General features: G+C 70.3%; 25 protein-coding genes, 1 tRNA gene, 1 pseudogene and 1 riboswitch. Of the genes and pseudogenes, 16 read left to right on the top strand and 11 right to left on the bottom strand.

Translation table 11 applies throughout. The features are described from left to right. Positions 1-6 precede the first annotated feature (6 nt). On the top strand, positions 7-507 hold the full coding sequence (locus ACWCQS_RS14590) for an NUDIX domain-containing protein (protein ID WP_451004774.1): 501 nt from the start codon (positions 7-9) through the stop codon (positions 505-507). Positions 508-1,016: 509 nt separating this feature from the next. Next, a complete protein-coding gene (locus ACWCQS_RS14585) occupies positions 1,017-1,967 on the top strand; it encodes an RNA polymerase sigma factor (protein ID WP_451004773.1) in 951 nt (316 codons plus the stop codon). 64 nt (positions 1,968-2,031) lie between these two features. On the opposite strand, the gene ACWCQS_RS14580 is transcribed toward ACWCQS_RS14585, so the two are convergent. From ACWCQS_RS14580 to ACWCQS_RS14565, 4 genes and pseudogenes are all read right to left on the bottom strand, one after another. Next, positions 2,032-2,877 carry an ImmA/IrrE family metallo-endopeptidase gene (locus ACWCQS_RS14580; RefSeq protein ID WP_451005071.1) on the bottom strand — a complete coding sequence of 282 codons (846 nt, stop codon included), beginning with the start codon at positions 2,875-2,877 and terminating at the stop codon, positions 2,032-2,034. 102 nt (positions 2,878-2,979) lie between these two features. Then, positions 2,980-3,195 (bottom strand): annotated as a pseudogene (locus ACWCQS_RS14575) (helix-turn-helix domain-containing protein); the annotation flags it as partial. 6 nt (positions 3,196-3,201) lie between these two features. After that, positions 3,202-4,008, bottom strand: coding sequence for a hypothetical protein (locus ACWCQS_RS14570; RefSeq protein ID WP_451004772.1), 807 nt, complete (start codon positions 4,006-4,008; stop codon positions 3,202-3,204). 183 nt (positions 4,009-4,191) lie between these two features. Then, positions 4,192-4,890 (bottom strand): hypothetical protein, encoded by a 699-nt coding sequence (locus tag ACWCQS_RS14565; protein WP_451004771.1) that lies wholly within the window; start codon positions 4,888-4,890, stop codon positions 4,192-4,194. 336 nt (positions 4,891-5,226) lie between these two features. Here ACWCQS_RS14565 and ACWCQS_RS14560 point away from each other — a divergent pair, with 336 nt between their 5' ends. The 4 genes from ACWCQS_RS14560 to ACWCQS_RS14545 all read left to right on the top strand — a co-directional run bounded on the left by ACWCQS_RS14560 (position 5,227) and on the right by ACWCQS_RS14545 (position 10,076). Continuing rightward, on the top strand, positions 5,227-5,958 hold the full coding sequence (locus tag ACWCQS_RS14560) for a GNAT family N-acetyltransferase (protein ID WP_451004770.1): 732 nt from the start codon (positions 5,227-5,229) through the stop codon (positions 5,956-5,958). 517 nt (positions 5,959-6,475) lie between these two features. Then, positions 6,476-8,113: a sensor histidine kinase gene (locus ACWCQS_RS14555; RefSeq protein ID WP_451004769.1), complete on the top strand. Its 1,638-nt coding sequence runs from the start codon at positions 6,476-6,478 to the stop codon at positions 8,111-8,113. Continuing rightward, positions 8,104-8,787, top strand: a complete 684-nt coding sequence (locus ACWCQS_RS14550; protein ID WP_451004768.1) for a LuxR C-terminal-related transcriptional regulator — start codon at positions 8,104-8,106, stop codon at positions 8,785-8,787. The genes ACWCQS_RS14555 and ACWCQS_RS14550 overlap by 10 nt, the downstream gene beginning before the upstream one ends. A gap of 89 nt (positions 8,788-8,876) precedes the next feature. Further along, the gene (locus ACWCQS_RS14545; RefSeq protein WP_451004767.1) at positions 8,877-10,076 is read left to right on the top strand and encodes an alpha/beta hydrolase family protein; all 1,200 of its coding nucleotides are present in this window, start codon (positions 8,877-8,879) and stop codon (positions 10,074-10,076) included. Positions 10,077-10,118: 42 nt separating this feature from the next. Here the strand turns inward: ACWCQS_RS14545 and ACWCQS_RS14540 are convergent, their stop codons facing one another. Both ACWCQS_RS14540 and ACWCQS_RS14535 read right to left on the bottom strand, forming a co-directional pair. Next, the gene (locus ACWCQS_RS14540; protein ID WP_451004766.1) at positions 10,119-12,488 is read right to left on the bottom strand and encodes an FtsX-like permease family protein; all 2,370 of its coding nucleotides are present in this window, start codon (positions 12,486-12,488) and stop codon (positions 10,119-10,121) included. Continuing rightward, positions 12,485-13,177, bottom strand: coding sequence for an ABC transporter ATP-binding protein (locus ACWCQS_RS14535; RefSeq protein ID WP_451004765.1), 693 nt, complete (start codon positions 13,175-13,177; stop codon positions 12,485-12,487). The genes ACWCQS_RS14540 and ACWCQS_RS14535 overlap by 4 nt, the downstream gene beginning before the upstream one ends. Before the next feature lie 220 nt (positions 13,178-13,397). On the opposite strand from ACWCQS_RS14535, the gene ACWCQS_RS14530 reads away from it, so the two are divergent. Both ACWCQS_RS14530 and ACWCQS_RS14525 read left to right on the top strand, forming a co-directional pair. After that, on the top strand, positions 13,398-15,014 hold the full coding sequence (locus ACWCQS_RS14530; RefSeq protein WP_451004764.1) for a histidine kinase: 1,617 nt from the start codon (positions 13,398-13,400) through the stop codon (positions 15,012-15,014). Further along, a complete protein-coding gene (locus ACWCQS_RS14525) occupies positions 14,978-15,622 on the top strand; it encodes a response regulator transcription factor (protein ID WP_451004763.1) in 645 nt (214 codons plus the stop codon). The genes ACWCQS_RS14530 and ACWCQS_RS14525 overlap by 37 nt, the downstream gene beginning before the upstream one ends. 42 nt (positions 15,623-15,664) lie before the next feature. Here ACWCQS_RS14525 and ACWCQS_RS14520 read toward each other — a convergent pair whose 3' ends face one another. Both ACWCQS_RS14520 and arsM read right to left on the bottom strand, forming a co-directional pair. Further along, complete coding sequence (locus ACWCQS_RS14520) at positions 15,665-16,342, bottom strand: GAP family protein (RefSeq protein WP_451004762.1); 678 nt, start codon at positions 16,340-16,342, stop codon at positions 15,665-15,667. A gap of 351 nt (positions 16,343-16,693) precedes the next feature. Further along, positions 16,694-17,473, bottom strand: coding sequence for an arsenite methyltransferase (gene arsM, locus ACWCQS_RS14515; RefSeq protein WP_451004761.1), 780 nt, complete (start codon positions 17,471-17,473; stop codon positions 16,694-16,696). Between the two features lie 111 nt (positions 17,474-17,584). Here arsM and ACWCQS_RS14510 point away from each other — a divergent pair, with 111 nt between their 5' ends. The 5 genes from ACWCQS_RS14510 (at position 17,585) to ACWCQS_RS14490 (ending at position 20,315) form a co-directional block, all read left to right on the top strand. Further along, entirely contained in the window at positions 17,585-17,959 is a 375-nt protein-coding gene (locus tag ACWCQS_RS14510; protein WP_451004760.1) for an ArsR/SmtB family transcription factor, read from the top strand. Then, complete coding sequence (locus tag ACWCQS_RS14505; RefSeq protein WP_451004759.1) at positions 17,956-18,690, top strand: aquaporin; 735 nt, start codon at positions 17,956-17,958, stop codon at positions 18,688-18,690. Before ACWCQS_RS14510 ends, ACWCQS_RS14505 begins: the two co-directional genes overlap by 4 nt. A 28-nt stretch (positions 18,691-18,718) precedes the next feature. Beyond that, complete coding sequence (locus tag ACWCQS_RS14500) at positions 18,719-19,141, top strand: arsenate reductase ArsC (protein WP_451004758.1); 423 nt, start codon at positions 18,719-18,721, stop codon at positions 19,139-19,141. A 65-nt stretch (positions 19,142-19,206) separates the two neighbouring features. Further along, complete coding sequence (locus tag ACWCQS_RS14495; protein WP_451004757.1) at positions 19,207-19,872, top strand: TetR/AcrR family transcriptional regulator; 666 nt, start codon at positions 19,207-19,209, stop codon at positions 19,870-19,872. After that, positions 19,869-20,315 (top strand): hypothetical protein, encoded by a 447-nt coding sequence (locus tag ACWCQS_RS14490; protein WP_451004756.1) that lies wholly within the window; start codon positions 19,869-19,871, stop codon positions 20,313-20,315. Before ACWCQS_RS14495 ends, ACWCQS_RS14490 begins: the two co-directional genes overlap by 4 nt. Positions 20,316-20,513: 198 nt before the next feature. Here the strand turns inward: ACWCQS_RS14490 and ACWCQS_RS14485 are convergent, their stop codons facing one another. Beyond that, positions 20,514-21,146, bottom strand: a complete 633-nt coding sequence (locus ACWCQS_RS14485; protein WP_451004755.1) for a GTP cyclohydrolase II — start codon at positions 21,144-21,146, stop codon at positions 20,514-20,516. An 82-nt stretch (positions 21,147-21,228) separates the two neighbouring features. Continuing rightward, positions 21,229-21,750 (bottom strand): MarR family winged helix-turn-helix transcriptional regulator, encoded by a 522-nt coding sequence (locus ACWCQS_RS14480; protein ID WP_451004754.1) that lies wholly within the window; start codon positions 21,748-21,750, stop codon positions 21,229-21,231. Positions 21,751-21,828: 78 nt separating this feature from the next. Between ACWCQS_RS14480 and ACWCQS_RS14475 the strand changes: the two genes are divergently transcribed. Continuing rightward, on the top strand, positions 21,829-22,962 hold the full coding sequence (locus tag ACWCQS_RS14475; protein WP_451004753.1) for a dihydrofolate reductase family protein: 1,134 nt from the start codon (positions 21,829-21,831) through the stop codon (positions 22,960-22,962). Positions 22,963-23,017: 55 nt separating this feature from the next. Here the strand turns inward: ACWCQS_RS14475 and ACWCQS_RS14470 are convergent. Further along, positions 23,018-23,091, bottom strand: a tRNA-Met gene (locus ACWCQS_RS14470). Positions 23,092-23,412: 321 nt separating this feature from the next. Beyond that, positions 23,413-23,559: riboswitch (cyclic di-AMP (ydaO/yuaA leader) on the top strand. A gap of 9 nt (positions 23,560-23,568) precedes the next feature. Here ACWCQS_RS14470 and ACWCQS_RS14465 point away from each other — a divergent pair. Together ACWCQS_RS14465 and ACWCQS_RS14460 are read left to right on the top strand one after the other, a co-directional pair. After that, complete coding sequence (locus tag ACWCQS_RS14465) at positions 23,569-24,594, top strand: M23 family metallopeptidase (RefSeq protein WP_451004752.1); 1,026 nt, start codon at positions 23,569-23,571, stop codon at positions 24,592-24,594. Positions 24,595-24,666: 72 nt separating this feature from the next. Then, the gene (locus ACWCQS_RS14460) at positions 24,667-25,611 is read left to right on the top strand and encodes an aldo/keto reductase (RefSeq protein ID WP_451004751.1); all 945 of its coding nucleotides are present in this window, start codon (positions 24,667-24,669) and stop codon (positions 25,609-25,611) included. Positions 25,612-25,707: the final 96 nt, after the last annotated feature.

Genomic DNA, 25,707 nt, shown 5'->3' with positions numbered 1-25,707 from the left:
ACAACCGTGGCTCAGCGGACAACCGACGACCACCCCAAAGCCCTCAAGCCCGCCCTCGAATCCATGACCCTGCTGGTCGCCGCCGTCATCGTCCACGACAAGGCCGCCAACCGCGTCGTCCTCCTCCAGCGCAGCCAGAACGCCAAGTTCGCCCAGGGCATGTGGGACCTCCCGGTTGGCAAGAGCGAACCCGGTGAGCCGATCACTGAGACAGCGGTGCGCGAGCTGTACGAGGAGACCGGCCTGACCGTGAAGCCGGAGGCCCTGAAGGTCGCCCACGTCATCCATGGCGCTTGGGGCGTCGAAGCTCCCAACGGCTTCCTCACGGTGGTCTTCACCGCGCACGACTGGACCGGCGAACCGGAGAACCGCGAACCTCGCAAGCATGCTCGGGTCTGCTGGGTCGATGCCGATGCCATCCCGGAGGAGTTCGTGGACACCACCGCGAGCGCCCTCCACCGCTATCTCACCGGTGGCCCTCAGGTATCGCTGGATGGGTGGAAGTAGGGATCAGCATGGCGTCATCGTGGCGTGCCTGACCCGGAGCAGGGGCCAGCAGAGCTTGTTGCCTGCCGTGTTTCAGAGGCTAAAGACCTTGCGCAGCCGGATGGCAATGCATTCTCGACCGAGCCCTCGACGCGGTCTCGGCTCGACCGCGCGGAGCAGCTGGCCGCAGAACCACATCCGAGGAGCGAAACAGCGGAGCCGACCATCCCTCCTCAGCCACGCCCGAGCCGACGAAGCTGGGCAGAAAAACTTGTACTGGCTTGTCATGAGGATGAGCCCGCGCGGCCTCTTCAGATACGTACGGCCTACGCCCTGAAGTGCAGGGCACTGTGGAGGGCCGCCGATCGGAGGAGGTAGTCCGGTGGACGTAGCCGGCGCGTTGTTGTCCATTGCTGTCGTTCTCACCCCGGCACTGAAGGAGTGGGTGGACAGTGTGGCCTACCGTAACCGGGCACAGGCCAGGGCGGCTCTGGTCCGAGCGCGTCGCGGGGTGGTAAGTGGGCTGACCGGTGAGGAGCTGGACGGGAAGCGGGGGAGGAACCTTGGTTGAGGAGCCAGAGGTCTCAGCGGCAAGCCTTGGTGCCCTGTACAAGGATCGGCGTGCCGAGATGGTAGGGCTCGCTCGTCGGCTGATGGCCGAGGAGGGCCTTACCGAATCTGTATCGAGCGCCGAGGATGTCGTGCAAAGTGCGTTCACGAAGGCATTGCGAGCCCCTGCGAGCATTCGTGAACCACGCGCGTACCTGTACGCGGTGATTCGCAACGACGTTCGGGGTTTGAGTCGCCGACGGTGCGTCCGAACAGAGCCGGTCACGGAGCTGACTGGGGCAGGGCCTGTAATAGAGGACATCCAGGTCGCAGATTTCAGCGAGCTGGTCGCCAACCGCATGGCTGTGTATAAGGCGTTGTACGACCTTTCTCCCCAGCAGCGCACTGCGGTGTGGGCGACAAAGGCGCTGGACTACACACAGTCCGAGACTGCTGAGGTTATGGCCAAGAGCCCAGGTACGGTTGCCACTCACGTGGTGCGAGCCGTAGCTGCCCTGCGCGCGAATCTCGTGGCCGTGCTGGTTGCTGCTGTGACGATGACGTTCATTGTGGGCGGACGCTGTCTCAACGTTGTGCCGGCTGCTGGCAGCCAGCGCAATCGGACACCAGAGACGCCCTCGGACGACTCATGGCTGCTTTGGGCCAGTGGCTTGATGCTGCTATCCGGTCTCATCTTCTGGGCATTGATCGCGTGGCTCAAGCGCCGCCGGGGGCCCGAGGAGACGGGAACCTTCGCACCCCAGCCCCTGACAAGACAACTGCGCACGCTGTGTTCGGAATGGTGGTTCAGGATGAGCATGCGTTGGGACCCGCGGAGGAGGGTGCGCACAGTCGAAGAGCCACCGCACAGCCAATGGCGGACCCGTACCTACCTGCCGGGGGCTGGCGGGCCACTCAAGACGCGTCGTTGAAGGTTGTAGCCAAAGGAACGCAGCGCAAGGAGCGGGTGAAGCCCAACTGCTTTAACTACGACGATCAGCCTGGGAATAGCGTCAGCACCTCGGGGACGGTCGCCTTATCACTCTCCTCGGTTGCATCCAGTGCAAGTCGCGGCCTCGTCATGGTCGCGGTGGCGTAGACCTCGTTCGCCAACTCGAAGGGCAAGCCCGAGCGTGAGACAAGTTCATCGAACGAAACGCCTGTCTCATCGCAGAGGCGGACCGCCTTCTCAAGCAAGAGGGGTGCTTCGCGGGGGCCAAGGTCACACGGCTCTGGATCGCCGTGCTGAGAGAGCATCATCATGGCGCGCTTGTATGTCGTCTCCCGGAAGGCACCGAGGGCATGAGCACGGTAGACGAGGGCCTTAAGGGAAGTACCCCAGCGTCGCTTCAGCGCGTAGAGCGCTTCCCAGTCCAGTCTCTGCGGCAGCTCTTCAAGGATCTCGGCCTCTGGCATCAAGAACTCAGCGGCGAAGTCATGCGCCTGGTTCTCGACGATGCGGCTTCCGGGCTCAGCATCAAGGTGCATGACCAAGTGTCCGGCCTCGTGAGCTGCGTCGAATCGCGACCGAGCCTTGTCATTCTTGGCAGGGTTCCGGAAGACCAGCGGCCTGCTCCCGTACCAATGCGAAAAGGCATCCACCCGTTTGGACATGGCTGGTAGCTCCAGGACTACGGCGCCATGGGCTTCGAGCAGTCGGGTCACATGGGGGATCGGTCCCCTTAGAACGCCCATGGCATCGCGAGCATCGCGAGCTGCGGCCGCGATGTCAGCCCTGCTCGGCTCGGTCGGCAGGGCTAGGCGCGGCAGTGTTACGGGGGGAAGCTCAACGTAGTGCTCGACCGTCGTAACTAGCCGCCAGACGATCTTGCCGAAGGCCACAGCCTGATCCCGTTGCAGCTGTGTCGTCGCCCTGAGGCTTCGGAAGTGGGCGGCGCTGGGCACTGTTGGATGCGGGTGCCCTGTAGCGAAGAACGTGGCCGGCACCCCCAAAGCAATGGCCAGCTGCGCGACGACCGAGGCCGAAGGCCGACTCTGTCCCAGCTCGTACTGGCTGACCGCTGCCGGCGTGAGCCCAACCTTCCTGGCGAGCTCATTCTTACGGAGTCCTCGAAGCTGACGGGCTGTGGTCAGAGCTTCAGGTTCGAAGGAGCGGGAGGCGAGTTCAGCGCCTCTCGATCCTCGCAGCGGTGTCGGCATGGTTTCTCAGTCTGTGTTCTCGCGCGCATCGCGCGTCTCTTCAGTGCGCCAGCGAAGCGGCAGGTCGTTCTCTTCGAGGTCTGTGTAGTCGGGCACCTTCGGCGCCTTCCCGGCAGCCGGTCGGCCCGCGTCGGAATCCGTTTCAGACGGCAGCTCGTCGTCTCGATCCGGAAGTCCTGCCGGAGGCAGCCCGCCCTGGTCGAGGAGAGCGTCCTCTGCCGACCGCGGAGCCGGGAGGCTCACCTGGAGATCATTGTGGATCTCGACGGTGCCATCAAGCCAAGGCGAGCCGCCTTCGCGGTTGTCGCGCGGCAGACCCACTTCGATGACGCAGTTCCCTGTCTCCGGGTCGCCCGTGTGCATGATACGGACGTGCCCCTGCCGAACAGCTTCAGCGAAGCTGTCAGCCCAGTCCGGGTCATGGTCGAAGGCCAGCTGCCCTTTCGTGGCGCTGTTCAGCACGGCCCCTCGGAAGCGAGCGGCGCTGCTGTCCCAGCTCAGCTGTTCGAGCATGTCCCGCACCTTGTTGGGGGCGGTCAGCGGGAACTTGTAGATCCTCACGACCCACGGGCTGGAAATGACCTCGATGGCCCCGCCGGCCACCTTTCGCACCGGAATCCCTGCTTGGTTGAGCCTCTGGTAGGAGAGGTTGGCGATGTTCCGCCAGACAAGCTGAGCGAAGGTGCCGTTGTCGTCCCCGTGCGACGGGTCATGACGGTCGGCGTTGGTCGCGTACACCTCGCGCGCGACGCTCCGGACGATCTCCAGCACCTGCTGGAGATCACTCACTGCCTGCTGCAGAGTGATTTCCACGGTAGGACGATACCAGCAAGCCACCAATTCTGCACGAGAATCAAGTGGGTTGGCGTGTCGACGCTCCCATCTCAAGAGCATGAGGGCATCTGTACCTCAGATGCCCCTTACTGCGAGCACTGGCTGCAGGCGGCGCCAAGGAGGGCGCAGGGCAGGTGGAGTCGGACTTCGTGAGGCTGTCACCTAGGCCGGTATGCCTTCGGCAAACAAGGCGTCGGCGAGGTCGCCCCGCAACTGTTCCAGCGGGCGCGCTTCTAGGCTGACGGTCTCGGTGAAGCCTGCATAGGGCATGTTCGCGGGGCTAACGCCGTAGGGAAGGGCCAGTGAAGACCACAGTTGCAATACGCGGCCTTCGACGGCGCGAGCCTGAGCCCCGAGCATGGTGACCTGCCTATCGAGCACCCACCCCTTGCCCTGATGCAGGGCCATGCGTCGACTGCCGAACTTGGCGATACCGATCTTGCCTGCGGCGTACCGGTCATGAAGTATCAGGTAAACCAGCGCCTTGTCGTCGGCTCGGATGCCGTAGCCACCGCAGTAGCAGCATGCGCCTGTTCCTGCATTCTTGATGCTGTCGAACCAGGGGGCGATGTCGCGGCGGCACTCTGCATTGAGGCAACGCGCCGGCCACTTCTTCCTTACCCCCGGGAAGGGCATGAGGGGTTCGCCGCCCGCTCGGCGCAGCAGATCCTCAGCGACCTCCGGACGGATTGGGCCGTTGCGTCTGCACCGGTCACAGCACTTCGGCTGTCCTTGGGTGATCGCCTTCTTGACGCTCGACAGCGTCGGCCAGGTCACCTCGTGGCAGTTCCCGCACTCTGACTCCCAGGGTGTGTTGTTGCTTTGGTAGGGGACCTGAGGCACCAAGCCACGCTCGGCCATGATCGCCCGCGCTTCCTCCTCGGTCTTCTTCTGTGCTCCGCTGCACGGACGGCATGGACCCTGCTTGGAGTTGGGCGAGCAGACATTGGAGTAGCGCGGCCTGCCAGGCTCTTTGCACCACTTGCACCAGCCTGGCCACGGTTTGTCAGCGCCAGGGAAAGGGATGGTTGGCACCCACCCCTTCGCCCGCATGCGCGCTTCAGCGATGTCCGGATCCAATGGCGCTGGCAAGGTTTCCCCCGGTGTTGGTGCTGGCGGCGTCCTCAGCATGCCACTGGTGAAGGTCTTGTGATCAGCTTATGCAGGACCGTTCACCGTGCATGACACCATCCATCCATGGGACGTAGATCGAGAGAAAGAGCGGCAGCCCTCGCTGTACGGCGGCAGCTGGCCGGTGAAGGCATACGCATCCGCGAAGCTCGGCCCGGCGAAGGCGCGTTGGTTCGAGACCTCGTGCGCCCTGTGGATCCCGATCATCCGGAGTCCTTCGAGAGTCTGGAGAGGGTGATCGACTCGGGACAGGGCATGCCGCAGTCGGTCGGCCTCTCGGTAGACCTTGTCGTCGAAAACAAGGAGGGCAAGCTCCTGGGAGCTTTGGTCGCCGTATCGCCGTTCGACTGGCTGCAGGACCCCTCTATAGGTTCGCTGCTTCGGAGCGGGCTGGCGCGTACGGTGGCTACCATCGAGGCGCTTGCGGTTGCACCCGAGGCACGCGGAATGCGGCTTGGCCAGCAGCTTCTTCAGCGCGCCGAAGAGCAGTTGCGCGAGTCAGGCTGCCGACTGCTGATTGCGGACTTTGAGCCTTCTCGGACCCACCTTGCTCGTTACTACGCCGAGGCGGGATTCACACTCTTGCCCGAGGGGCAGCCGCTACACGTCGGGTTGCCCGGCGGCATCATCTTTCCCCGGCCGGCTCACACCGACTGCCGGACCTCATGGAAGGCGCTGAGCAAGGAGGTCACCGTGCAACCGGGACTTATGGCCCAGGCTCCTGGACAACCCCCTGTGCCAATCCCCGGCGGGGTGCTTGTCGGGGTGCCTGGGGCGATGCCATCAGGCCCTTCGTGAGCATGAACGCGCCGTCAAGCGGTCTGCGATTGCGCTGAGACCGATGCGAGCCGACGCGGCGCTGAGACATCTGGTCAGCGGGCATTCCTGCGTGAGCGATGCGTGAGCGGACGACGTGGCACTGACCGTGATTGATCAGGCCAGTCTTCAGACCGGACCTGCTCTGACCAGGCTGTTCCGGACACCGAAGCAGTGTCCGGAACAGCCCGTCATGTCCTGGCCAGGACTTTTAATCCATTGGTTGTGGGTTCGAGTCCCACAGGGCCTACGGTCTGCAGGCGGGCTACATGCCCTCTGACCTGCTGCGCAGCGCTCGGGTCGGCTTTGGCCGGCTCGGGTGCTGTCTCTTTTTCGGGCTCGTGCGCCACCGCCGGCGCGGGTACGACGGCCTGCGGGCAAGGTAGGTGTTTGCCTACCCCAGAAGTAGGTTTCGGCCCATGGCGCTTGCCGGACCCCGCGCAGCAGCATGATCTCCAGGCCACAGCGCGTGGCCGGGAGGACGAGACGGGGGGCGGACATGTGGCCGTTTCCGATGGGCGGGGCGCCCTGGCCGGCGGGCGTGCTGGTGGCGTTGACCGCGGTGTGTGCGGTGCTGGCCTTCAGGGCGGAGCAGGCGCGGGACCGGCCGGGGCGTACCGCGCGACCGGCCGGGCGGATCGGCTGGCCGGTCGTGGCGGGGCTGGTGGGTACGGCGGCGTACGGCAGTGTGCCGACCCTGCTGTTCGCCCTGCACAACTCCGCCGGAACGGGCGGCTACGTCGTCACCATGCCGGATCTGCAACCCGACGGGCTGCTTACTGCGGCGCTCCTGATGGCCGGCCTGCTGGCCACCACGCTGCTGACCGGGGCGCGCGCGCCCAGGAGGTGGCTACCGCCCGTGGCCGCGGCGGTGACCGGCGAACTGCTGGAATGGACGTACTGGCTCACGCATTCCTCTGCTTCCTATGGCCGGACACTGCTGAACGTCCTGGTGGGCTGTGTGAGCGTCCCGGTGCTCGCCGCCCTCGCCGGTGCGGCTCTGCTCCGGCCTGCGAACGGCAGGCCCGTGCGTCTGGCCGGAGCCGACGCGTCGAGGTCCGCGCGCTGGGCCCTGCTGCTGCCCGCCGTCGTGGTGATGACCGGTGACCTGCTCGGTCTCGATCTGTGGCAGTTCGCGTCACCGGGCACCGGGATCGGTCCGGCAGTGGTGGGTTACCTGGCGGGACTGGCGCTGCTGGCGGCCGTCGTGGCCGGGCTGGTGCGGTGGCCCAGGGCGGCGGCGAACCTGGCTGTGCTGGGGCTGGTGGGTATCGGGGCGTACGACGTCGCCCAGAGCGGGTTCGGACAACACCTGGTGGTGGTGCGGAAGTTCGGCTCTCCGCCCGGGCCGGCACCGTCCCTCCCCCTGGAGATCGCCCACCATGCGTCGGTCCTCGGCGGCATCCAGGGGGCGGTGCTACTGGCCCTCGGGCTCTGGCTGCTGCCCAGGACCGTGCTGGCGGATGCCGGACGGCTGTTCGGGAGGGGGCCGGATCCGGCGCTGGCCCGGCGGGTGCGGGAACTCACCGAGACCCGGGCCGATGCGGTCAGCTCCGCGGCCGCCGAACTGCGCAGGATCGAGCGGGACCTGCACGACGGCGCGCAGGGACGGCTGGTCACCATCGGCATGAACCTCCGGGTCGCCGAGGAGATGATCCACAGCGATCCGAACGAGGCCGCCGCACTGGTCGTGGAGGCCCGTGTCGCCTCGGCGGCGGCACTGGAGGAACTGCGCGGCCTGATCAGAGGGATGCACCCGCCGATGCTGGCCGACCGGGGCCTGGGGGAGGCGGTCCGGGCGCTCGCGCTGGATCTGCCCCTGCCGTGCGAGACCGAGATCGATCTGCCGAAGCGGCTCGCCGCGCCGCTGGAGTCGGCCTGCTACTTCGCCGTCGCCGAGGTGGTCACCAATGCCGTCCGGCACGCCTCGGCGCACGGCCTCCAGATCCGCATGGCCCGGACGGACGGGCTGCTGCGCATCGAGGTGGTCGACGACGGGGTGGGCGCCGCGGATCCCGCCCGGGGCACCGGGCTGGCCGGGGTGGAGCGACGGCTGGCGGCCTTCGACGGCATCCTGGCGGTCAGCAGCCCGCCCGGGGGGCCGACGATCGTGGTCATGGAGGTGCCGTGCGCGTAGTCGTCGCGGAAGATCTCTTCCTGCTCCGCGAGGGGCTGGTCCGGCTCCTCAAGGCACGTGGGTTCGAGATCGTGGCGGCCACGGACAGCGCGCCGGGCCTGCTCGGCGCGCTGCTGGAGCTCCGGCCGGACCTCGCCGTCGTGGACATCAGGCTGCCGCCCACCCACACCGACGACGGACTCCGTTCGGCGCTGACCGCCCGGGAACGGATCCCCGGGCTGCCGATCCTGCTGCTCTCGCAGTACGTCGAGCAGATCTACGCCCAGGAGTTGCTCGCCGACCAGGCCGGAGGGGTCGGCTACCTGCTCAAGGACCGGGTCTTCAGCGACGACCAGTTCGTCGACGTGATCCGTACGGTCGCCGCGGGCGGCACGGTCATGGACCCCGAAGTGGTCACCAAGCTGCTCGGCCGCCGCGGCCGTGGCGAACGCGGGCCGCTGTCCAGGCTCACCGAGCGGGAACGCCAGGTGCTCGAGCTGATGGCCGAGGGACGCTCCAACAGCGCCATCGCGAACCGGCTCTTCATCAGCGAGAAGGCCGTGTCCAAGCACAGCACCAGCATCTTCACCAAGCTGGAGCTCGCCCCCTCCGACGACGACAACCGCCGCGTGCTGGCCGTGCTCGCCCATCTCATGTCCGCGCCGCGTGAAGGCCGTACTCCGCCGAGCCACTGAGCTGTTCAAGACCGAAACACTGCCGGACCGGGCCGGTGGCCCGGGCGCCGCGCGTGGCCCAGTGCTGCCCAGAAACCCAGGGAGGGCCCGTGACAACCACGCCGTTCATGAACCGAGAAGGAATGACGCGCCGCCGCATGCTCGGTGCCGCGCTGGCAGTCGGGGCCGCCGTGCCGATCGGCGCCGCCCGCCCCGCGTGGGCGGCTTCGACCGCCCCGGGCCCGGTGCGGCTCACCCTGCCCGTGCCCACCGGACCGTATCCGGTGGGCACGGTGCCCCTGCACCTCGTCGACACTTCACGTCCCGATCCCGTGGCCGGCCCCGGGCATCACCGGGAGTTGATGGCCGCCGTCTGGTACCCCGCCCGGGGCGTCGAGCGGTATCCACTGGCCCGCTGGACGTCTCCGGCCGTGGCGCGGGCGCTCCTCGGGTCGGCGGGCTTTCCGGCCGACATCGCGGTGGCGCCGCTCACGGCCGGCCATGAGGGCGCCCCGGTGCTGCGAACGGGCCGGCGACTGCCCGTCGTCGTCTTCTCGCACGCCGCTCACGATCACCGTGCGGACGCCACCATCGTGGTGCAGGAGCTTGCCGGCCACGGGTATGTGGTGGTCACGGTGGACCACACATACGACGCGTTCAGCGTGTTCCCCGACGGCCGGCTGACGGTCCCGCTCGACCGACCCGCCCTGACACCGCGGGACTTCGCCACCGACATCCGGTTCGTGCTCGACCGCGTCGAGGACCTCGCGGCCGGGCGCAACCCCGACGCCGAGCAGCGGCCGCTGCCGGCCGGCCTGCTCGGCGCCCTCGATCCGCAGCGCATCGGCATGTTCGGCTGGTCGAAGGGCGCGTCGGCGACGGCCTTCGTGATGAGCGAGGACCGGCGCGTCCGGGCCGGGCTGAGCTTCGACGGGCCGATGCAGCCGACGGTCACCACCGACCTGGACCGGCCGTTCATGCTGATGACCGCCGAGTTCCCCCGGGCCACGCAGCCGAGCGTCGCCGAGTTCTGGTCGCACCTGCGGGGTTGGCGGCTCAACGTCCAGGCGGAAGGCGCGGTGCACTCGTCGTACTGCGATGTCCAGTTCCTGATCCCGCAACTGGCACCAGCCGTCGGGATGAGCGACGAGGATCTGCGGGGGTGGATCGGCACCCTCGATCCGGACCGGGCGGTGCGGATCCAGCAGGCGTACCCGCTCGCCTTCTTCGACCTTCATCTTCGGCACCGCCCAGGACACCTGCTCGACGGCCCGAGCCGGGCCTTTCCGGAGGTGACGTTCATCCCATGAAGCGACGGACCGCGTCACTTCCAGTGGGAACGCCCGCCCCTGCTACTCGCTCCTCAGGGCCTTCGCCGTCCTCGCCCTTGCCGCCCATCCCGCGGGCAACAGGGCTCCCGCCGTGGCGATCACCAGGCCGCCCAGTACCAGCGCGGCCAGCACAGGCGGTGAGTACACCGCCATGTCCGCCTTCGGGAGGGTGGTGCCCGCCGCGCGGCCCATCGCCGGCAGTACCCACTGGTGCAGGGCCACGCCGACCGGCACTCCGACGGCACCGGCCGCCAGCCCGGTCCCGGCCACCGAGGTGAGCACCATGGCGACGGTCTGCCTCGGCGACATGCCGAGCGCTTTGAACACCCCGAGATCGTGGATGCGTTCGCGGGTGTCCAGCAGCACGGTGTTGAGGACACCGAGCCCGGCCACCGCGACCAGCATCAGGGTGAACATCGCCACCAGTCCGTCCATGGCGATGATCGTCGGGTTGATCCTGTCACCGGACGGGAGCACCAGGATGCCCGGCGGTTGCAGGGCTTTCCCCAGCGAGGCCGCGTAGGCCGTGGGGTCGGTGCCGGGCTTCAGGTCGATGTCGAACTGCACCGTCTCGGAGGGGATGCTGAGGTGGAGGCCGGTCAGGGAGGAGCTGTCGGTCAGCATGACCATGCCGCCCTCGCGGACGTCCATGTCCTCGCCGACGATCCGCACCGCCGCGCGGCGGCCGTTCGCGGTGAGGGTGACGGTGTCGCCCACATGCGTTCCGGTGGCCCGCAGGAAGCCGTAGGGGACGACCGCCTGGCCGGGGCCGTGGAACCAGGTTCCGGAAACCAACTGGTAGGCGCCCCAGGAGGAGTCGCCCGCGTAGCCCCGATAGGCGGTCACGTAGACGGAACCGGTCAGACCGGCCACGCGGACCTGGGTCTGTTCCGTGCTGAAGTACCGCCGGGTGCCCGGCTGCGCCGCGATCTTCGCGGCGATCAGCGCCGGATCGACCGTGTCCGTCGACCCCTTGCCGGTCAGTGGTGCGATGTCCTGGACGGTGACCGCGCCCGCGTCCCTGCGGTCGAGCCCGTTCTGGACGCCGTTCACCGAGATCGCCAGGCCGGTCCCGAAGGTCACCCCGACCGTGCCGAAGACGACGGCCGCCGCCACCGTCGCCGAACGGGCGGGCCGGGCGAAGGGGCCCGCCAGCCCCAGGCTCAGGGCGCGAGGCAGCGGCAGCCCGGCAAGCCGCCGCTGGACCGCCCGGCCCCGGGCCGCCCGCGGGGTCCGGCCCACGGCGAGCGCCTCGACCGTACGCAGCCTCCCGGCGCGCAGCGCGGGGACCAGGGCCGTCGCCACGACCGCGGCCAGCGCGACGGCGGGTACGACCAGGTCGATCCACGGTGCGACGGCCAGGGAACCCGTGCTGTAGGCGCGTTGGGCCTCGTGCAGGGCCGGGATCGCCATCAGGTTGCCGAGCACGACGCCGAGAACGCTGCCGATCGAGGCGGGGATCAGCGCCTGGGCGACGTAGGCGCGGACCACGAGAGCCGGGGCGAAGCCCAGGGATTTCAGGATGCCGATGCGCCTGGTCGCCGAGCCGACCGCGCCGCTCACCACCGTGCCGATGACCAGCACCGACATGACCAGGCTGAGCACCCCGAAGGCGACCACGAAGGGGACGAAGGTCGCCTCCGTGCGGTTCGCGGACCGTTCGGTCTGGAGGTAGGAGGAGGCCCCGGTCAGCGACCCCGGCGGTACGGCGGCCTCCACGGCCTTGCGGTCGGCGCTGACGTCGGCATCGGTGGCGGCGCTGCGGAAGCGGTAGAGCATCTGCAGACCGGGCCTGCTGCCCCGGACGGTCAGGGACGTGAGCTGCGCCGGTGAGACCCAGGCGTCCGCGGTCGCGGTCACCGACCGGGCCAGTCCTACGACGGTCAGCACCGGCTTGCCCGGCAGATCCGGGAGGGACAGCCGGTCGCCCAGGCCCAGCGGTGTGTTCCGGTCACTGAGCACGATCTGTCCGCCGCCCGTGGCCCAGCGGCCCGCGGTGAGCACCAGGTCGTCGACCGCCCCTCCGGTGTCCGCCCGGCCGACCACGCTCATCTCGGGCATGCCACCGCCCACCGGCAACCCCGACCTGTTGGCCCCGACCCGAGGGGACAGCGACAGCACCGGGTAGGGACCGGCCGCAGCGGTCACCCCGGAGACGTGTGCGGTCGCCGCCACCTGCGCGGCAGGTGCCCCGGCCGGGTCGAACCAGGCGGTCAGCTGCGCCCCGCGCTGCTTGGCGAAGGCATGCTCGAACGGCGCCCGCGAGGCGACCAGCAGTCCGGTCGCCAGCACCGCCGCGGCCACCGCCATCGTCGTGGTCAGCACCATCACCAGGGTCTGCATCCGGCGTCGGCCGACACCGGCGCGGACCACCCTGCCCAGCGCGCTCATCCGGCCACCGTCCGCACGACGTCGCGGGCGATGCGGCCGTCGACGAGTTCGACGGTGCGGGTCGCGCAGGAGGCCGCCAGCGCGGTGTCGTGCGTGACCAGCACGATCGTCTGCCCCTCGCGATTCAGTTCGGCCAGCAGGTCCCGGACCTCCATCGCGGAGGCGCTGTCCAGCGCACCGGTCGGCTCGTCGGCCAGCAGCAGTCGCGGACTGTTCATCAGCGCCCTCGCCACCGCGACCCGTTGCCGCTCACCGCCGGAGAGACGGCCGGGGAAAGCGCGCGCGTGCCGGGCGATACCCAGGCGTTCCAGCAGGCCGGCCGCCCGGTGGCGGGCCAGGGCGCGCGGCCGGCCCGCCAACTGGGCCGGCAGCAGCACGTTGTCCGCCACGGTCAGGTCGTCCAGCAGGTTGAAGAACTGGAAGACCATCCCGATCCGTTCCCTGCGGTACTTCGCCAGCTCGGCCTCGCCCAGCCCGTCCAGACGGAGTCCGTCCACGGTGACGGTGCCCTCGGAGGGCCGGTCCAGCCCGGCGATCAGGTTGAGCAGAGTGGACTTGCCGCTGCCCGAAGGCCCGAGAACCGCCAATGCCTCGCCGGGGTTCACCTCCAGGTCCAGGCCGGCCAGCGCCGGGGGGCCGCCGTCGTACTTCTTGCTCGCGTCGCGGATCTCGATGATCGGTGCGGTCACGGGTCCTCCCACGTGTCGGGGCGACGACCGGGGCGCCGCTCCTGCGGTGTCCGTCGTAGCCGCCGAAGAAGCTAGGGAGAGACGGGAGTTCGCCGACACGGGGCTGAGCGGGCTCTTGGAGGTGTAGCTGGCTACATCCCGGTTCCGGGGCCCAGGACCGATGCCGGGCGGTACGGCCGGCTCGCACACTGGTCCGGACCGACAGCGGAGGAGAGCGGACGTGAGCGGTAGTGCGATCAGCCCGGGCAGCGGGCCTGGACCCCGCAGCCCGTACCACGGCGTGCGAGGGGAATCGGAACCGGAACCCGAGCCGTCCCGGATCGGCAGGGGTGTCCTGGCGACGGTCCGGCTGGCCGCGGTCTGGGGCGTCAGCCTGATCGGGGCCGCGGCCCTGCTGGCCGTTCCCGGACTGCTCGCGGTCAACCTGGTGTTCCGGGCGTGGCAACCGCCGGCCTCCGCGATGAGCGGCGCCGGCAAGGACAGGTACCACTTCTGGCTGTTGACGGTCCTCGCCCTGCTTCCCTGCGCGGTGCTGGGGGCACGCCGGCTCGTCCGCGGCGGCAGGGCGGGCCGGATCGGCGAGGGCGTCTTCGGGAAGGGCTGGGCGGCGCTGCTGGTCCCGCCGGTCCTGACACTGGCCGCCCTGGCGGTCCGCCACGGGCCGCTGCCCGGCGGCGACCACGGCGTCGTCTGGCTCAGCTTGCCGCTGCTCCCCTGCAGCCTGCTGGGCATGCGCTGGGTGGCCGGGCTGCACCGGAGGATGGCGGGTTCGTGGTGCGGGGTGCCCGTCCCGGTGCCGTACCGTGCCGCGCCCGCCACGGGCGGACGATCGCTGTGGGGGCGATCCCGGCTGTGGGCACGTTGGCTCCTGACCGACCCGGCGACCTGGCGGGACCTGCTGTGGACGTCCTTCACCGGAGGCGTGGGCGGTGTCCTCGCCGCGCTGGTCGCCATCCCCCTCTACGTCGCGGTGCAGCTGCTCGGCACGTTCCTCGGTTCCGCCACGCTGCAGCCCGCCAACGCGCATGTGTTCCTGGCACTCCTCACGGTGACGACGGCGCTTCTGACGGCGCTGCCGCTCGTGCTGTGGGCCGCGCCCCGGCTGATGTCGGCGTACGGCCGGTCGGCCCGCTATCTGCTGGGCCCCAGCCGGCAGGAGGAACTGGCGCAACGCGTCGACCACCTGGCGCAGACCCGGTCCGACACCCTCGACGCCGGGGCGGCCGAGATGCGCCGGATCGAGCGCGATCTGCACGACGGGGCGCAGGCCCGGCTGGTGGCCATGGGAATGGCCCTGGACACGGCGGAACACCTGTTGGCCACCGACCCCGAGGCGGCGCGGAGCATGCTGGCCGAGGTCAAGGCGTCCTCGGCGCGGGCGCTGGCGGAACTGCGTGACCTGATCCGCGGCATCCATCCGCCGGTACTGGCCGACCGGGGCCTGGCCGACGCGGTGCACGCACTCGCCCTCGACCTGCCGTACCGGCTGCACTTCAGCTCCGACCTGCCGGGCCGGGCGCCCGCTCCGGTGGAGTCGGCGGCCTACTTCACGGTGAGCGAGCTGCTGGCCAATGTGACCAAGCACGCGGAGGCCCGGCAGATATGGATCGAGATCGGCCATGACGGCGGTGCGGCCACGGGTACGCTGCGCATCACCGTCACCGACGACGGCCGGGGTGGGGCCGATCCCGCGGCCGGCACGGGCCTGCGCGGTGTCGAGCGTCGCCTCGCCGCCTTCGACGGAGTACTCGCCGTCAGCAGCCCGCCCGGCGGTCCGACCATCGTGAACATGGAGATCCCGTGCGCGTTGTCATCGCCGAAGACCTCTTCCTCCTGAGGGACGGCCTGACGCGCCTGCTGGAGGCCCACGGATTCGAGGTGGCGGCGGCCGTGGACAACGGCCCCGACCTGCTGGCCGCGGTGGCGGCGGAGAAGCCCCACGCGGCGATCGTGGACGTACGACTGCCACCGACCTTCACCGACGAGGGCCTGCGCGCCGCACTGGAGGCCCGCCGGCTCACCGCCGGGCTTCCGGTCCTGGTCCTCTCCCAGTACGTCGAGCAGCTCTACGCCCGTGAGTTGCTGGCCGCCGGCCGGGGTGGCACGGGGTACCTCCTCAAGGACCGGGTGATGGACGGCGCCCAGTTCATCGACGCGGTGCGACGGGTGGCGGCAGGCGGCACCGCGATGGACCCCGAGGTGATCGCCCGTCTGCTGGCCCACAACTCCGCCGACGGCCCCGTGGCCGCGCTGAGCCCGCGCGAGCGGGAGGTGCTCGCGCTGATGGCGGAGGGGCGCTCCAACGCTGCCATCGCCCAGCACCTGGTGATCACCGAGCGGTCGGTGTCCAAGCACACGGCCTCGATCTTCACACGGCTCGGCCTGCAGCCCTCCGACGACGACAACCGGCGCGTCCTCGCGGTGCTGGCGTACCTCAACCGCTGAGGGCGCTCCCTGCCGACTCGCCCGCGAACCCGGCCCACACGGTCAGGAGGCGACGATGCCGATGCCGTCGCCGAGCAGTTTGAGGCCGAGGACGAAGAAGAGGGCCGCCATGACGGCGACGTTGTGGCGGGTGGCCCAGTCCCGCCAGTCGCCGAGCACGCTTTTCGCCCGTTCGCCCATGAGCAGGTAGACGGCGAGCGGTGCGAGTACGCCGATCGAGGCGATGAGCACAAAGATGGCGAGGGCGCCGATCTGTTGCGGGAGGGGGATTCCGGCCGAGCTGATCGAGGCACCGGCGGCGATGGTCAAAGGGGCGTTCTTTGCGTTGGCCGCCGACAGCGCGAGCCCGAGTCCGAGGATCTTCAGCGGGGTGAACCGGTCGATCGCGGCCATCCACTTCGGCAACTGCGCCTGGGCGGGGTCGGCGGGGCGCCGACGCCACAATCGGGCGCCGAACAGAGCCAGGAGCAGACCGAGGGCGAGTTTCAGGGCCCCTACCCAGGTGGCCGGGTGCTTGTGGGTGGAGGCACCTCCCGAGCCGCCCACGGCGAGCATGATCGCTCCCAGGACGGCGAGGCCCAGGACCCAGCCGAGGGCGAAGAGCGGGCCGTTGAGGTGACCGCGGGGCGTCGCCAGGATGAGGATGATCGCCACGATGGGCAGGGGACTGACGGCGACACCGGCTGCCAGGCCCAGCACATCACCGACAGCGTGTCCCAAGGCGGCCTCCCTTGAGTGGGCGGGGCGGACGGATGGCGACGGGCGTGTCCATCGTTGCCTGGCGCAGCTCTCCGTGCGCGCTGCATGCGCCGAACGAGTTGACGGCCGAAGGCCGGATTCCCTCGGCGCGCGCTCGCACTCCGTCCGTGCCCACGGTGGTGACCGGTCGCTGGGGCCCTGCCCGCGGTCGGACGGTCCGGCGCCGGCCACGCACCGACAGCGCAGCCCGTGCGTGCCTTGCAGGGAGTGGGGCCGCTTCCGCCGAGGGTGTCGGGCAGGCGGCGCGCGACGCGCACGCCAAGGGATACGGGCGGGTCGAGGCCGGCTGACGGCCGGCCTCGACCCGGGCGTTCAGCGGCGGACATGTTCCGACCTGACGGAGGCGGCGGGCTTGGTCGCGCGGACGAGGGCGGAGTGCATGCCGTCCGCGACGGAGTGGGTCGGCGCGATCTCGATGTCCGTGAACCCGGCGGCCTCCAGGCCGGTGCGGTACTCGGCGAAGGACAGCGCGCCGGCGATACAGCCGACGTGGTCGCCACGCCGCGCGCGCTGTTCGGGCGTGAGCGCGTCGTCGGCGACGACGTCGAAGACGCCGATCCGGCCGCCGGGCCGCAGGACACGGAAGGTCTCGGCGAAGACGGCGGGCTTGTCGACGGACAGGTTGATCACGCAGTTGGAGATGACCACGTCGACGGTGTTCGCGGGCAGCGGGATCGCCTCGATGGTGCCCTTGAGGAACTCCACGTTCGCCGCACCTGCCTTCGCCGCGTTGGCGCGGGCCAGGGCGAGCATCTCCTCGGTCATGTCCAGGCCGTACGCCTTCCCCGTCGGCCCCACTCGGCGGGCGGACAACAGGACGTCGATGCCGCCTCCGGAGCCGAGGTCCAGGACGTGCTCGCCCTCGCGGAGTTCGGCGACGGCGGTGGGGTTGCCGCAGCCGAGGGAGGCGGCGACCGCTTCGGCGGGCAGGGCGTCGCGCTCGTCGGCGGCGTAGCGGGCGGAGCCGAACTTCTCGTCGGCCTCGGCCGGTTCGGGCCCGCAGCAGGCGGTGCCGCCCTCGGTGACGTGCATGGCTGCTGCGGCGTACCGCCGGCGGACGGTTTCGCGCAGGTCGGTGGGCTGCTCGCGCATCGATTCACTCCAGAGTGACGGGGCACGCATGGCGGCGCCCCGGGACCGGCCTGTATTGACGTTCGTTGATGCAACCTTGCGCCTTGGATCGAGAAACGTCAACATAGAGGCATGTCGAAACAAGAGCTTGCGGTGATCGGCGCGGAGGGCGCCGCCGCCTGCTGCCAGGATCTCGCCGCCGCGCCGCTGGACGAGGAACGCGCCGCCGAGCTGGCGAAGGTCTTCAAGGCGCTCGGCGACCCGGTGCGCCTGCGCCTGCTGTCCATGATCGCCTCGCGGGAGGGCGGCGAGGTCTGCGTGTGCGAGATGACGCCGGCCTTCGACCTGTCCCAGCCGACGATCTCCCACCACCTCAAGCTGCTCCGCCAGGCCGGTCTCGTCGACTGCGAGCGCAGGGGGACGTGGGTGTACTACTGGGTGCTGCCCGGCGCCCTGGACCAGCTCGCCGGGTTCCTGACGCCGCGGACCTCCGGGATGACGGCGTGACCGCGCCCCTCGGCCGTCGTGTCGCGGCCGAGGCGGTGGGGACCGGGCTGCTGGTGACCGTGGTCGTGGGCTCCGGCATCCAGGCGACCGAGCTCTCCCACGACGTCGGCGTGCGACTGCTGGCCAACTCGCTGGCCACCGTCTTCGGCCTGGGCGTGCTGAGCACGCTGCTCGGTCCCGTCTCCGGCGCGCACTTCAACCCCGTCGTCACCCTCGCGGCCTGGTTCACCGGCCGCCGCACCGGCGCCGGGCCGAGCCTGCGGGAGGTCGCCGCGTACGTCCCCGCGCAGGTTGCCGGGGCGATCGGCGGTGCGGTGCCGGCCGACGCCATGTTCGGCGAACCGCTGGTGAAGTTCTCCACCCACGACCGGTCCGCCGGCCATCTGTGGCTGGGGGAGGTCGTCGCCACGGGCGGGCTGATCCTGCTCGTGTTCGGCCTGGAGCGCGTCGGCCGCGCCTCCCTGGCCCCGCCGGCCGTGGCCTGCTACATCGGTGCCGCCTACTGGTTCACCTCCTCCACCTCCTTCGCGAATCCCGCCGTCACCGTCGGCCGCGCCTTCACCGACACCTTCGCCGGGATCGCCCCCGCCTCCGTCGCCCCGTTCATCACGGCACAACTGCTCGGCGCCGTACTCGGGCTGGCCGCCGTGGCGGTCGTGTACGGACGTCCCGCCCGCGCGGCGGACGACGTCGTCGTCCCGCACGGCGAGCCCGAACTCGCCTCCTCCTGACCGCCCTCCGCCCGCAAGGACACCTGCGATGACCACTGCCCCCACCCCGCGTCCCTCCGTGCTGTTCGTGTGCGTCCACAACGCCGGCCGTTCCCAGATGGGCGCCGCCTTCCTCACCCACCTCGCCGGTGATGCCGTGGAGGTCCGTTCGGCAGGTTCCGCACCCGCCGACGCGGTCAATCCGGCGGTGGTGGAGGCCATGAGAGAGGCCGGCATCGACATCTCCGCCGAGACGCCGAAGATCCTCACCGTCGAGGCGGTACGGTCCTCCGACGTGGTGATCACGATGGGCTGCGGGGACGCCTGCCCCGTCTTCCCGGGCAAGCGGTACCTGGACTGGCGGCTCGAAGATCCGGCGGGCCAGGGTGTGGACGGCGTGCGGCCGATCCGGGACGAGATCGAGCAGCGGGTGCGCGGTCTGCTGGCCGAGCTGGGTGTTCCGGCGGCATGAGCCGGCCGTCCACCACGAGGTCCTTCGCGGGCACCTGCCTGCTTCGTGGTGGCACGATGACGGTGATGGAAAGCGAACGGCAGGGTGCGGAGCGCGGCATGGGCCGGGAAGTCCTGGGCGCGGAGGGGCCGGAGGTGACCGATCTGCGGCTGCTGCGCGGTGCGCGTGCCCGGCAGCGGGTCGCCCGGCACGCCGTCGACATCGCCTCGCTGGAAGGGCTCGACGGGCTCAGCATCGGCCGCCTCGCCACTGATCTGGGGCTGAGCAAGAGCGGTGTCCAGACGCTGTTCCGGACCAAGGAGAACCTGCAGCTGGCCGCCGCCGAGTGCGCGCGCCGGGAGTTCGAGCGGACGGTCGTGCGGCCCGCGCGGTCCGTCCCGGCGGGCTCCGCCCGGCTGCGGGAGCTGACCGAACACTGGATCGCCTACGCGCAGACGCCCCTGTTCGCCGGCGGCTGCTTCTGGTCCGCCAACCTTCCCGCCTACGACAGCCGCCCCGGCGTGGTGCGCGACACCCTGCTCGCCCATCACGAGGCATGGCTGAAACTGCTCGCCGACCAGCTCCGGCGGGCCGGCGGCGCCGGTGACGTCCCCTCGCCGGACGCGGAACTGGCCGCGTTCCAGATCGACGCCGTGTGCAACGCGGCCAACATCGCCATGCGCCTCGGCGACGACAGCGCCGCCGGCAAGGTACGCCGGGTGGTGGAGGGCCTCCTCCGCGGAGCCCGATGACCCACGCCGAACGCGGAGCCACCGGCTTCCACCGAGCCGGCGAGGTCCCGCTGCTTGAAACCGACCTCAAGTCCTTCCGCCGTGCCTGTCACGCGGCGGCGCGGACGGCCGGGGCCGCGGTGCGGGGACTGGACGTCGGCCTCTGCGCCTCCTTCGATGCGGCGGACATCGCGGGCACGGTCGTACTGGTCCACCGTCATCTGCCCGTCGCCGCCTTCAGCGGCGCCGCACTCGAACCCGGCTCTCCGGTACGGGAGTTCGTCCCTCCCCCGCCCTGGGCTGGCCCGCTGGCCGACGCCGGGTTCCGACTGCTGGAGCCCGCGGAGCCGGATGCGCCCATCGAGCGGGTCGATCTGAGCGCGCTGCCGGAGGCGGAGTTGAAAGCGGTCCGCCACTGGCGCCCGCAGACACTGGGCGAGCTGATGTTCAACTGGTGGGACTGACGCCTACGACGCCTCGGCTCACCGACCGGCCCTCACCGCCTCACGCCACCACCAGCCCTGTGCCTCCCGCCCCATAGGCCCGCAGGAACGCCGCCACTCCGGCATGCAGCCGGCCGGCTTCCGCACCGCGTGCCTCATGCGAGGGAGGACAGCCCAGCGGGTGGAACAGATCTGCCAACCTCCTACTACCCGCCGAGGTCAGCCCGCGTTCAGGTCCGCCAGGGGCAGGGTGTGGCGGGTGTGGACGACCTTCGCGCGCAGGTAGCGGACGTTGTGGGCCGTGGTGAAGACGCCGGTCGGCACCCGGTCCCGGACCACGACGCCCAGCGTGCGCAACTGCTCGGCCTTGTCGGGGTTGTTGGACAGCAGGTCCAGCTCCCCGATGCCGAGGGCGGCGAGCATCTGCGCGGCGGCCGTGTAGTCGCGGGCGTCCTCCGGCAGGCCGAGCGCGGCGTTCGCCTCGTAGGTGTCGAGGCCCTGGTCCTGGAGGGCGTACGCGTCGAGCTTGTTGTAGAGACCGATGCCTCGGCCCTCCTGGCGGAGGTAGAGCAGGACGCCGCCGCGGTCGGCGATGCGCTCGACCGCCTCGCGCAGCTGGGGTCCGCAGTCGCAGCGGGCGGAGCCGAAGACGTCGCCGGTCAGGCACTCGGAGTGCAGCCGCACCAGCGGGACGGCGCCGGGGGCGGGGTCGCCGAGGACGGCGGCGACGTGCTCCTGGCCGTCGGCCAGGCCGTGGAAGGTGACGAGTTCGGCGTCGACGCTGTAGCCGTCGTGGAAGCGCAGCGGAACCCGGACGCGGGCACGCGGCGTGGCGGCGGGGGTGTCGGGCATGCGGGTCCCTCCGGAGGCTGCTGCTTCAGATTTGAAGCAGCGTACCCGGGAGACCCTACCTCATGCTTCAAACTTAAAGCAATCAATTGTCGGAGGAGGAACACGAGGAGCGCCGCCGCCAGGGCACGTCCTCCGCCGCGGACTCGGCGCCGTCGCCCTGCAGTCCGCGTGCGATCCCGGTGCAGATCTCCTCCAGCTGCCCCACCTGTTCCGGCGTGAGCCGGTCGAACAGGGCGGCGCGCACGGTCTCGACGTGGCCCGGTGCCGTACGCTCCAGGGCGGCCATCCCCTCGTCCGTCAGCACGGCGATGCTGCTGCGTTTGTCCCAGCGGCAGTCCTCCCGGCGCACCAGCCCGTCCCGCTCGAGGCGGGTCACCGCGTAGGTCAGCCGACTGCGCGTGATCTTCAGTGTCTCGGCGAGGTCGGTCATCCGCAGCCGCCGGTCGGGCGCGTCGGACAGGTTGGCCAGCACGGAGTAGAACAGGTGCGGCATGCCGGCGTCCTGCTGGAGCTGTCGGTCGATCGCGTCCTCCAGGAGGTGCGTCGCGGCGAGATAGGCGCGCCAGGCGCGCTGCTCCTCGGGGGTGAGCCAGCGGGTCGTCATGCCGCCAGTGTAAGTTTGTTTCAAACTTGAACCAAGATCGAGCTTGAACCGAGCCTCGCCTCGCAGGAGACCGCGCCGATGTCGTACCCGTACGTGCTGCTGTCCGCCGCCGTCTCCCTCGACGGCTACCTCGACGACACCGGCCCCGACCGGCTCCTGCTGTCCAGCCCGGCCGACTTCGACCGGGTGGACGCGGTACGGGCCTCCGTCGACGCCATCCTGATCGGCGCCGGCACCATCCGTGCCGACAACCCGCGGCTGCTGGTCAACTCCGCCGAGCGCCGCGCCGCCCGCGTCCGGGCGGGCAAGCCGGAGTACCCGCTCAAGGTGACCGTCACCGCCACCGGCGACCTCGACCCCGACGCCAACTTCTGGCACACCGGCGGCGACAAGCTCGTCTACACGACCGACGAGGGCGCCGAGCGGGCGGTCCGCCGCGTCGGCGACACCGCCGACGTCGTCGCGCTCGGTCCGGGCCTCGACTGGGAGGCCCTGCTGTCCCACCTGCACGACGTGCGCGGAGTCGGACGGCTCATGGTCGAGGGCGGCGGCACGGTGCACACCCAGCTGCTGCAGCTGGGCCTCGCCGACGAGCTCCAGCTCGTCCTCGCGCCGCTGTTCGTCGGCGACCCGGCCGCGCCCCGCCTGTTCGGCCCCGGCGGCTACCAGGCCGGCCGGCTGCGCCTGACCGAGACCCGCCGGATCGAGGACGTGGTCCTCATGCGCTACGAGCCCACCGCCCCCGGCACCGGCCCGGCCGCCACCGCCGCCGACCGTCACTGGCTGCGCACCGCTTGTGAACTCGCCGCGCTGTGCCCGCCCTCGGAGACGGCGTTCAGCGTCGGCGCGGTGGTGGTCTCAGCCGACGGTACGGAGCTGGCTCGCGGCCACTCCCGGGAGGGCGAGGATCCCGTGGTCCATGCGGAGGAGGCCGCCCTGGCGAAGGTCGACCCGGCGGATCCCCGGCTGGCCGGTGCCACGGTGTACAGCAGCCTGGAGCCGTGTGCCCGGCGTGCCTCGCGGCCCGCGCCCTGTGCCGAGCTGATCCTTCGGGCGGGGGTGCGGCGGGTGGTCACGGCGTGGCAGGAGCCGGACACGTTCGTCGCGGCAGCCGACGGTACGGGGGTGCTGGTCAAGGGGGGTGTGGAGGTCGTCGCACTGCCCGAGCTGGAGGAACTCGCCAAGGCGCCGAACCGGCATCTGCTGGGCTGAGCCCGCAAACACTCAGGGCCCGGAATCCTTGGGATTCCGGGCCCTGAGCCTTCAGTAGCGGGGACAGGATTTGAACCTGCGACCTCTGGGTTATGAGCCCAGCGAGCTACCGAGCTGCTCCACCCCGCGTCGTTGTGTCTCTACTGTACACCACACGCTCATCCCCTCGGCGCCACACCGCCCACGGCCCCCTCGCCGGCCCGTGGTCACCGGCGATCACCTTCACCGACGGTGACCGGACGACCGCCCTCCGCGTAACATCTGAGACACCATCAAAAACGCCGACACTCATGTACGGCGGTCAACTCGCCCGATTTGCAGCGCTCCTGACCGGTAAGTCCGCGGCCGAAAACGTTAATGATCAAGCCGAACGGCTTGGAAAGTGGCTGTCAGGTCTATTAACGTTCGATAACGCAGCGCGGTCGTCCCAGCCGTCACAAGAGGCGGCTCCGTGCGCACGAGCCGAATCCCGCAAGGGAGCCGGGGAACCACCACCTTGGGGTGAATCGCGCGAATGCCGCACTTGGTATACGCGCGTAGGAGACCTTCCTGCTCCGAACCCGTCAGCTAACCCGGTAGGCGGAGGAAGGAAAGGAGCACGCCCGCGTGGCGTCCAACCGGCCCGTCCCAGAAGCCCCGTTCATGCCCCCGCAAGCCCAGCCGGAGACCTTCGGCTACGGCGCCTACCGCGCCGAGGAGGGGCCCTGGGAGGAGTGGAACCCCACCGAGGACTCCGTCGCCCCGCTCCGCGGCCGGCACCGCGTCGCCAAACAGCGCGGCGGTTTCGCGCGCAGCTCCACCGTCCTCGGCGTCGGCGTGATGGCCGCGGTCGGCGCGGGCGGCATGGCCAGCGCGAACACCGGCAAGCCGCCGGTCTCCATCTCCCTGCCGGACCTGGACTCCGTCGAGCACGTCTTCGGCGCCGGCTCCTCCGACGCGCACCAGGCCACCACCGGCCTCAGCAAGGTGGGCGTGAGCACCGACAGCGCCGACACCGGCAACGCCGGCGAGGCCCTGCGCAACCGGATCATGGCCCAGGCCGAGCAGCAGAAGGGCCAGGCCGACAGCAAGGCCACCGCCGCAGCGATCGCAGCCGCCGACCAGCAGACCGCCGACGCGGCCGCCAAGGCGGAGAAGGCGGCCGCCGCCAAGGCCGCCGCCGCCAAGCAGCAGGCGGAGGCCGACGCCGAGAAGGCCGCCGAGGCCAAGCGGCTCGCCGAGCTGGCCAAGCAGTACACGCTGCCGGTCGTCTCGTACACGATCACCGGCACCTTCGGGCAGCCCGGCGCGATGTGGTCCTCCGGCTACCACACCGGCCTCGACTTCGCCGCCCCCACCGGCACCCTCATCAAGGCCGTCCACAGCGGCACGGTCACCGAGGCGGGCTGGGCCGGCGCCTACGGCTACCGCACCGTCATCACCCTGGACGACGGCACCGAGCTGTGGTTCTGCCACCAGTCCTCGATCAACGTCTCCGTCGGCCAGAAGGTCTCCACCGGCCAGGTCATCGGCCGGGTCGGCGCCACCGGCAACGTCACCGGCCCGCACCTGCACCTGGAGGTCCACCCCAACGGCCAGGCCACCGCCATCGACCCGGCGCCCTGGCTGCGCGAGAAGGGCCTCACCCCCTGACAGCCGTCTGTCCGAGGGACTTTTGCACCGGCGGCGGAATGCGATCATCCGTCGCCGGTGTTGATGTGGAGCATGACTTCTCTGCGCACACTCGGCTCCTCCGACCTCGAGGTCTTCCCGCTCTGCCTCGGCGGCAACGTCTTCGGCTGGACCGCCGACGAGGAGACCTCCTTCGCCGTCCTCGACGCCTACACGGCGGCCGGGGGCAACTTCATCGACACCGCCGACTCCTACTCGGCCTGGATCGAGGGCCACAAGGGCGGCGAGTCCGAGACGGTCATCGGCAAGTGGGTCAAGTCCCGCGGCAACCGTGACCGCGTCGTCATCGCGACCAAGGTCAGCCAGCACCCCGAGTTCCAGGGGCTGTCCGCCGCCAACATCAAGGCCGCCGCCGACGCCTCCCTGCGCCGCCTGGACACCGACTACATCGACCTCTACTACACCCACTTCGACAAGCCCGAGATCCCGGTCGAGGAGATCATCGGCGCGCTGGACGAACTGGTGAAGGCGGGCAAGGTCCGCCACATCGCCGCCTCCAACATCAGCCCCGAGCGCCTGAAGGCCTCGCTCGACTTCTCCGACCGCGAGGGCCTGGCCCGCTATGTCGCCCTCCAGCCGCACTACAACCTCGTCTCCCGCGACACCTACGAGGGCCCGCTGCAGGACCTGGTCGCCGAGGAGGGCCTGTCCTCCGTGCCGTACTTCTCCCTTGCCGCGGGCTTCCTGACCGGCAAGTACCGCCCCGGCACCAAGGTCGACAGCGCCCGCGCGGGCCGCGCCCAGGAGTACGCCGAGTCCGAGCGCGGCCAGAAGGTCCTCGCGGCGCTCGACGAGATCGCCGCCGCCCACGACGCCCCCGTCGCCACGGTCGCCCTCGCCTGGCTCGCGGCCCGGCCGACGATCACTGCCCCCATCGCCTCGGCCCGCACACTCGACCAGCTCCCGGCCCTGCTGGGCGTGGTGGACCTGAAGCTGACGGACGAGGAAGTGGCGAGCCTGACGGAGGCGTCGGCCTGACCTTTCCGGTGGCTTCTCCGGCCGACAGCTGACCTCTTTCCGCCGCGACGGCGCTCAGCCACGACGGCGGATTCCGGCGGTGCCGAACCCTCCGCC

The sequence above is a fragment of the Streptomyces sp. NPDC002076 genome (assembly GCF_053593835.1).
This window is presented reverse-complemented; position numbering and strand designations above follow the sequence as displayed.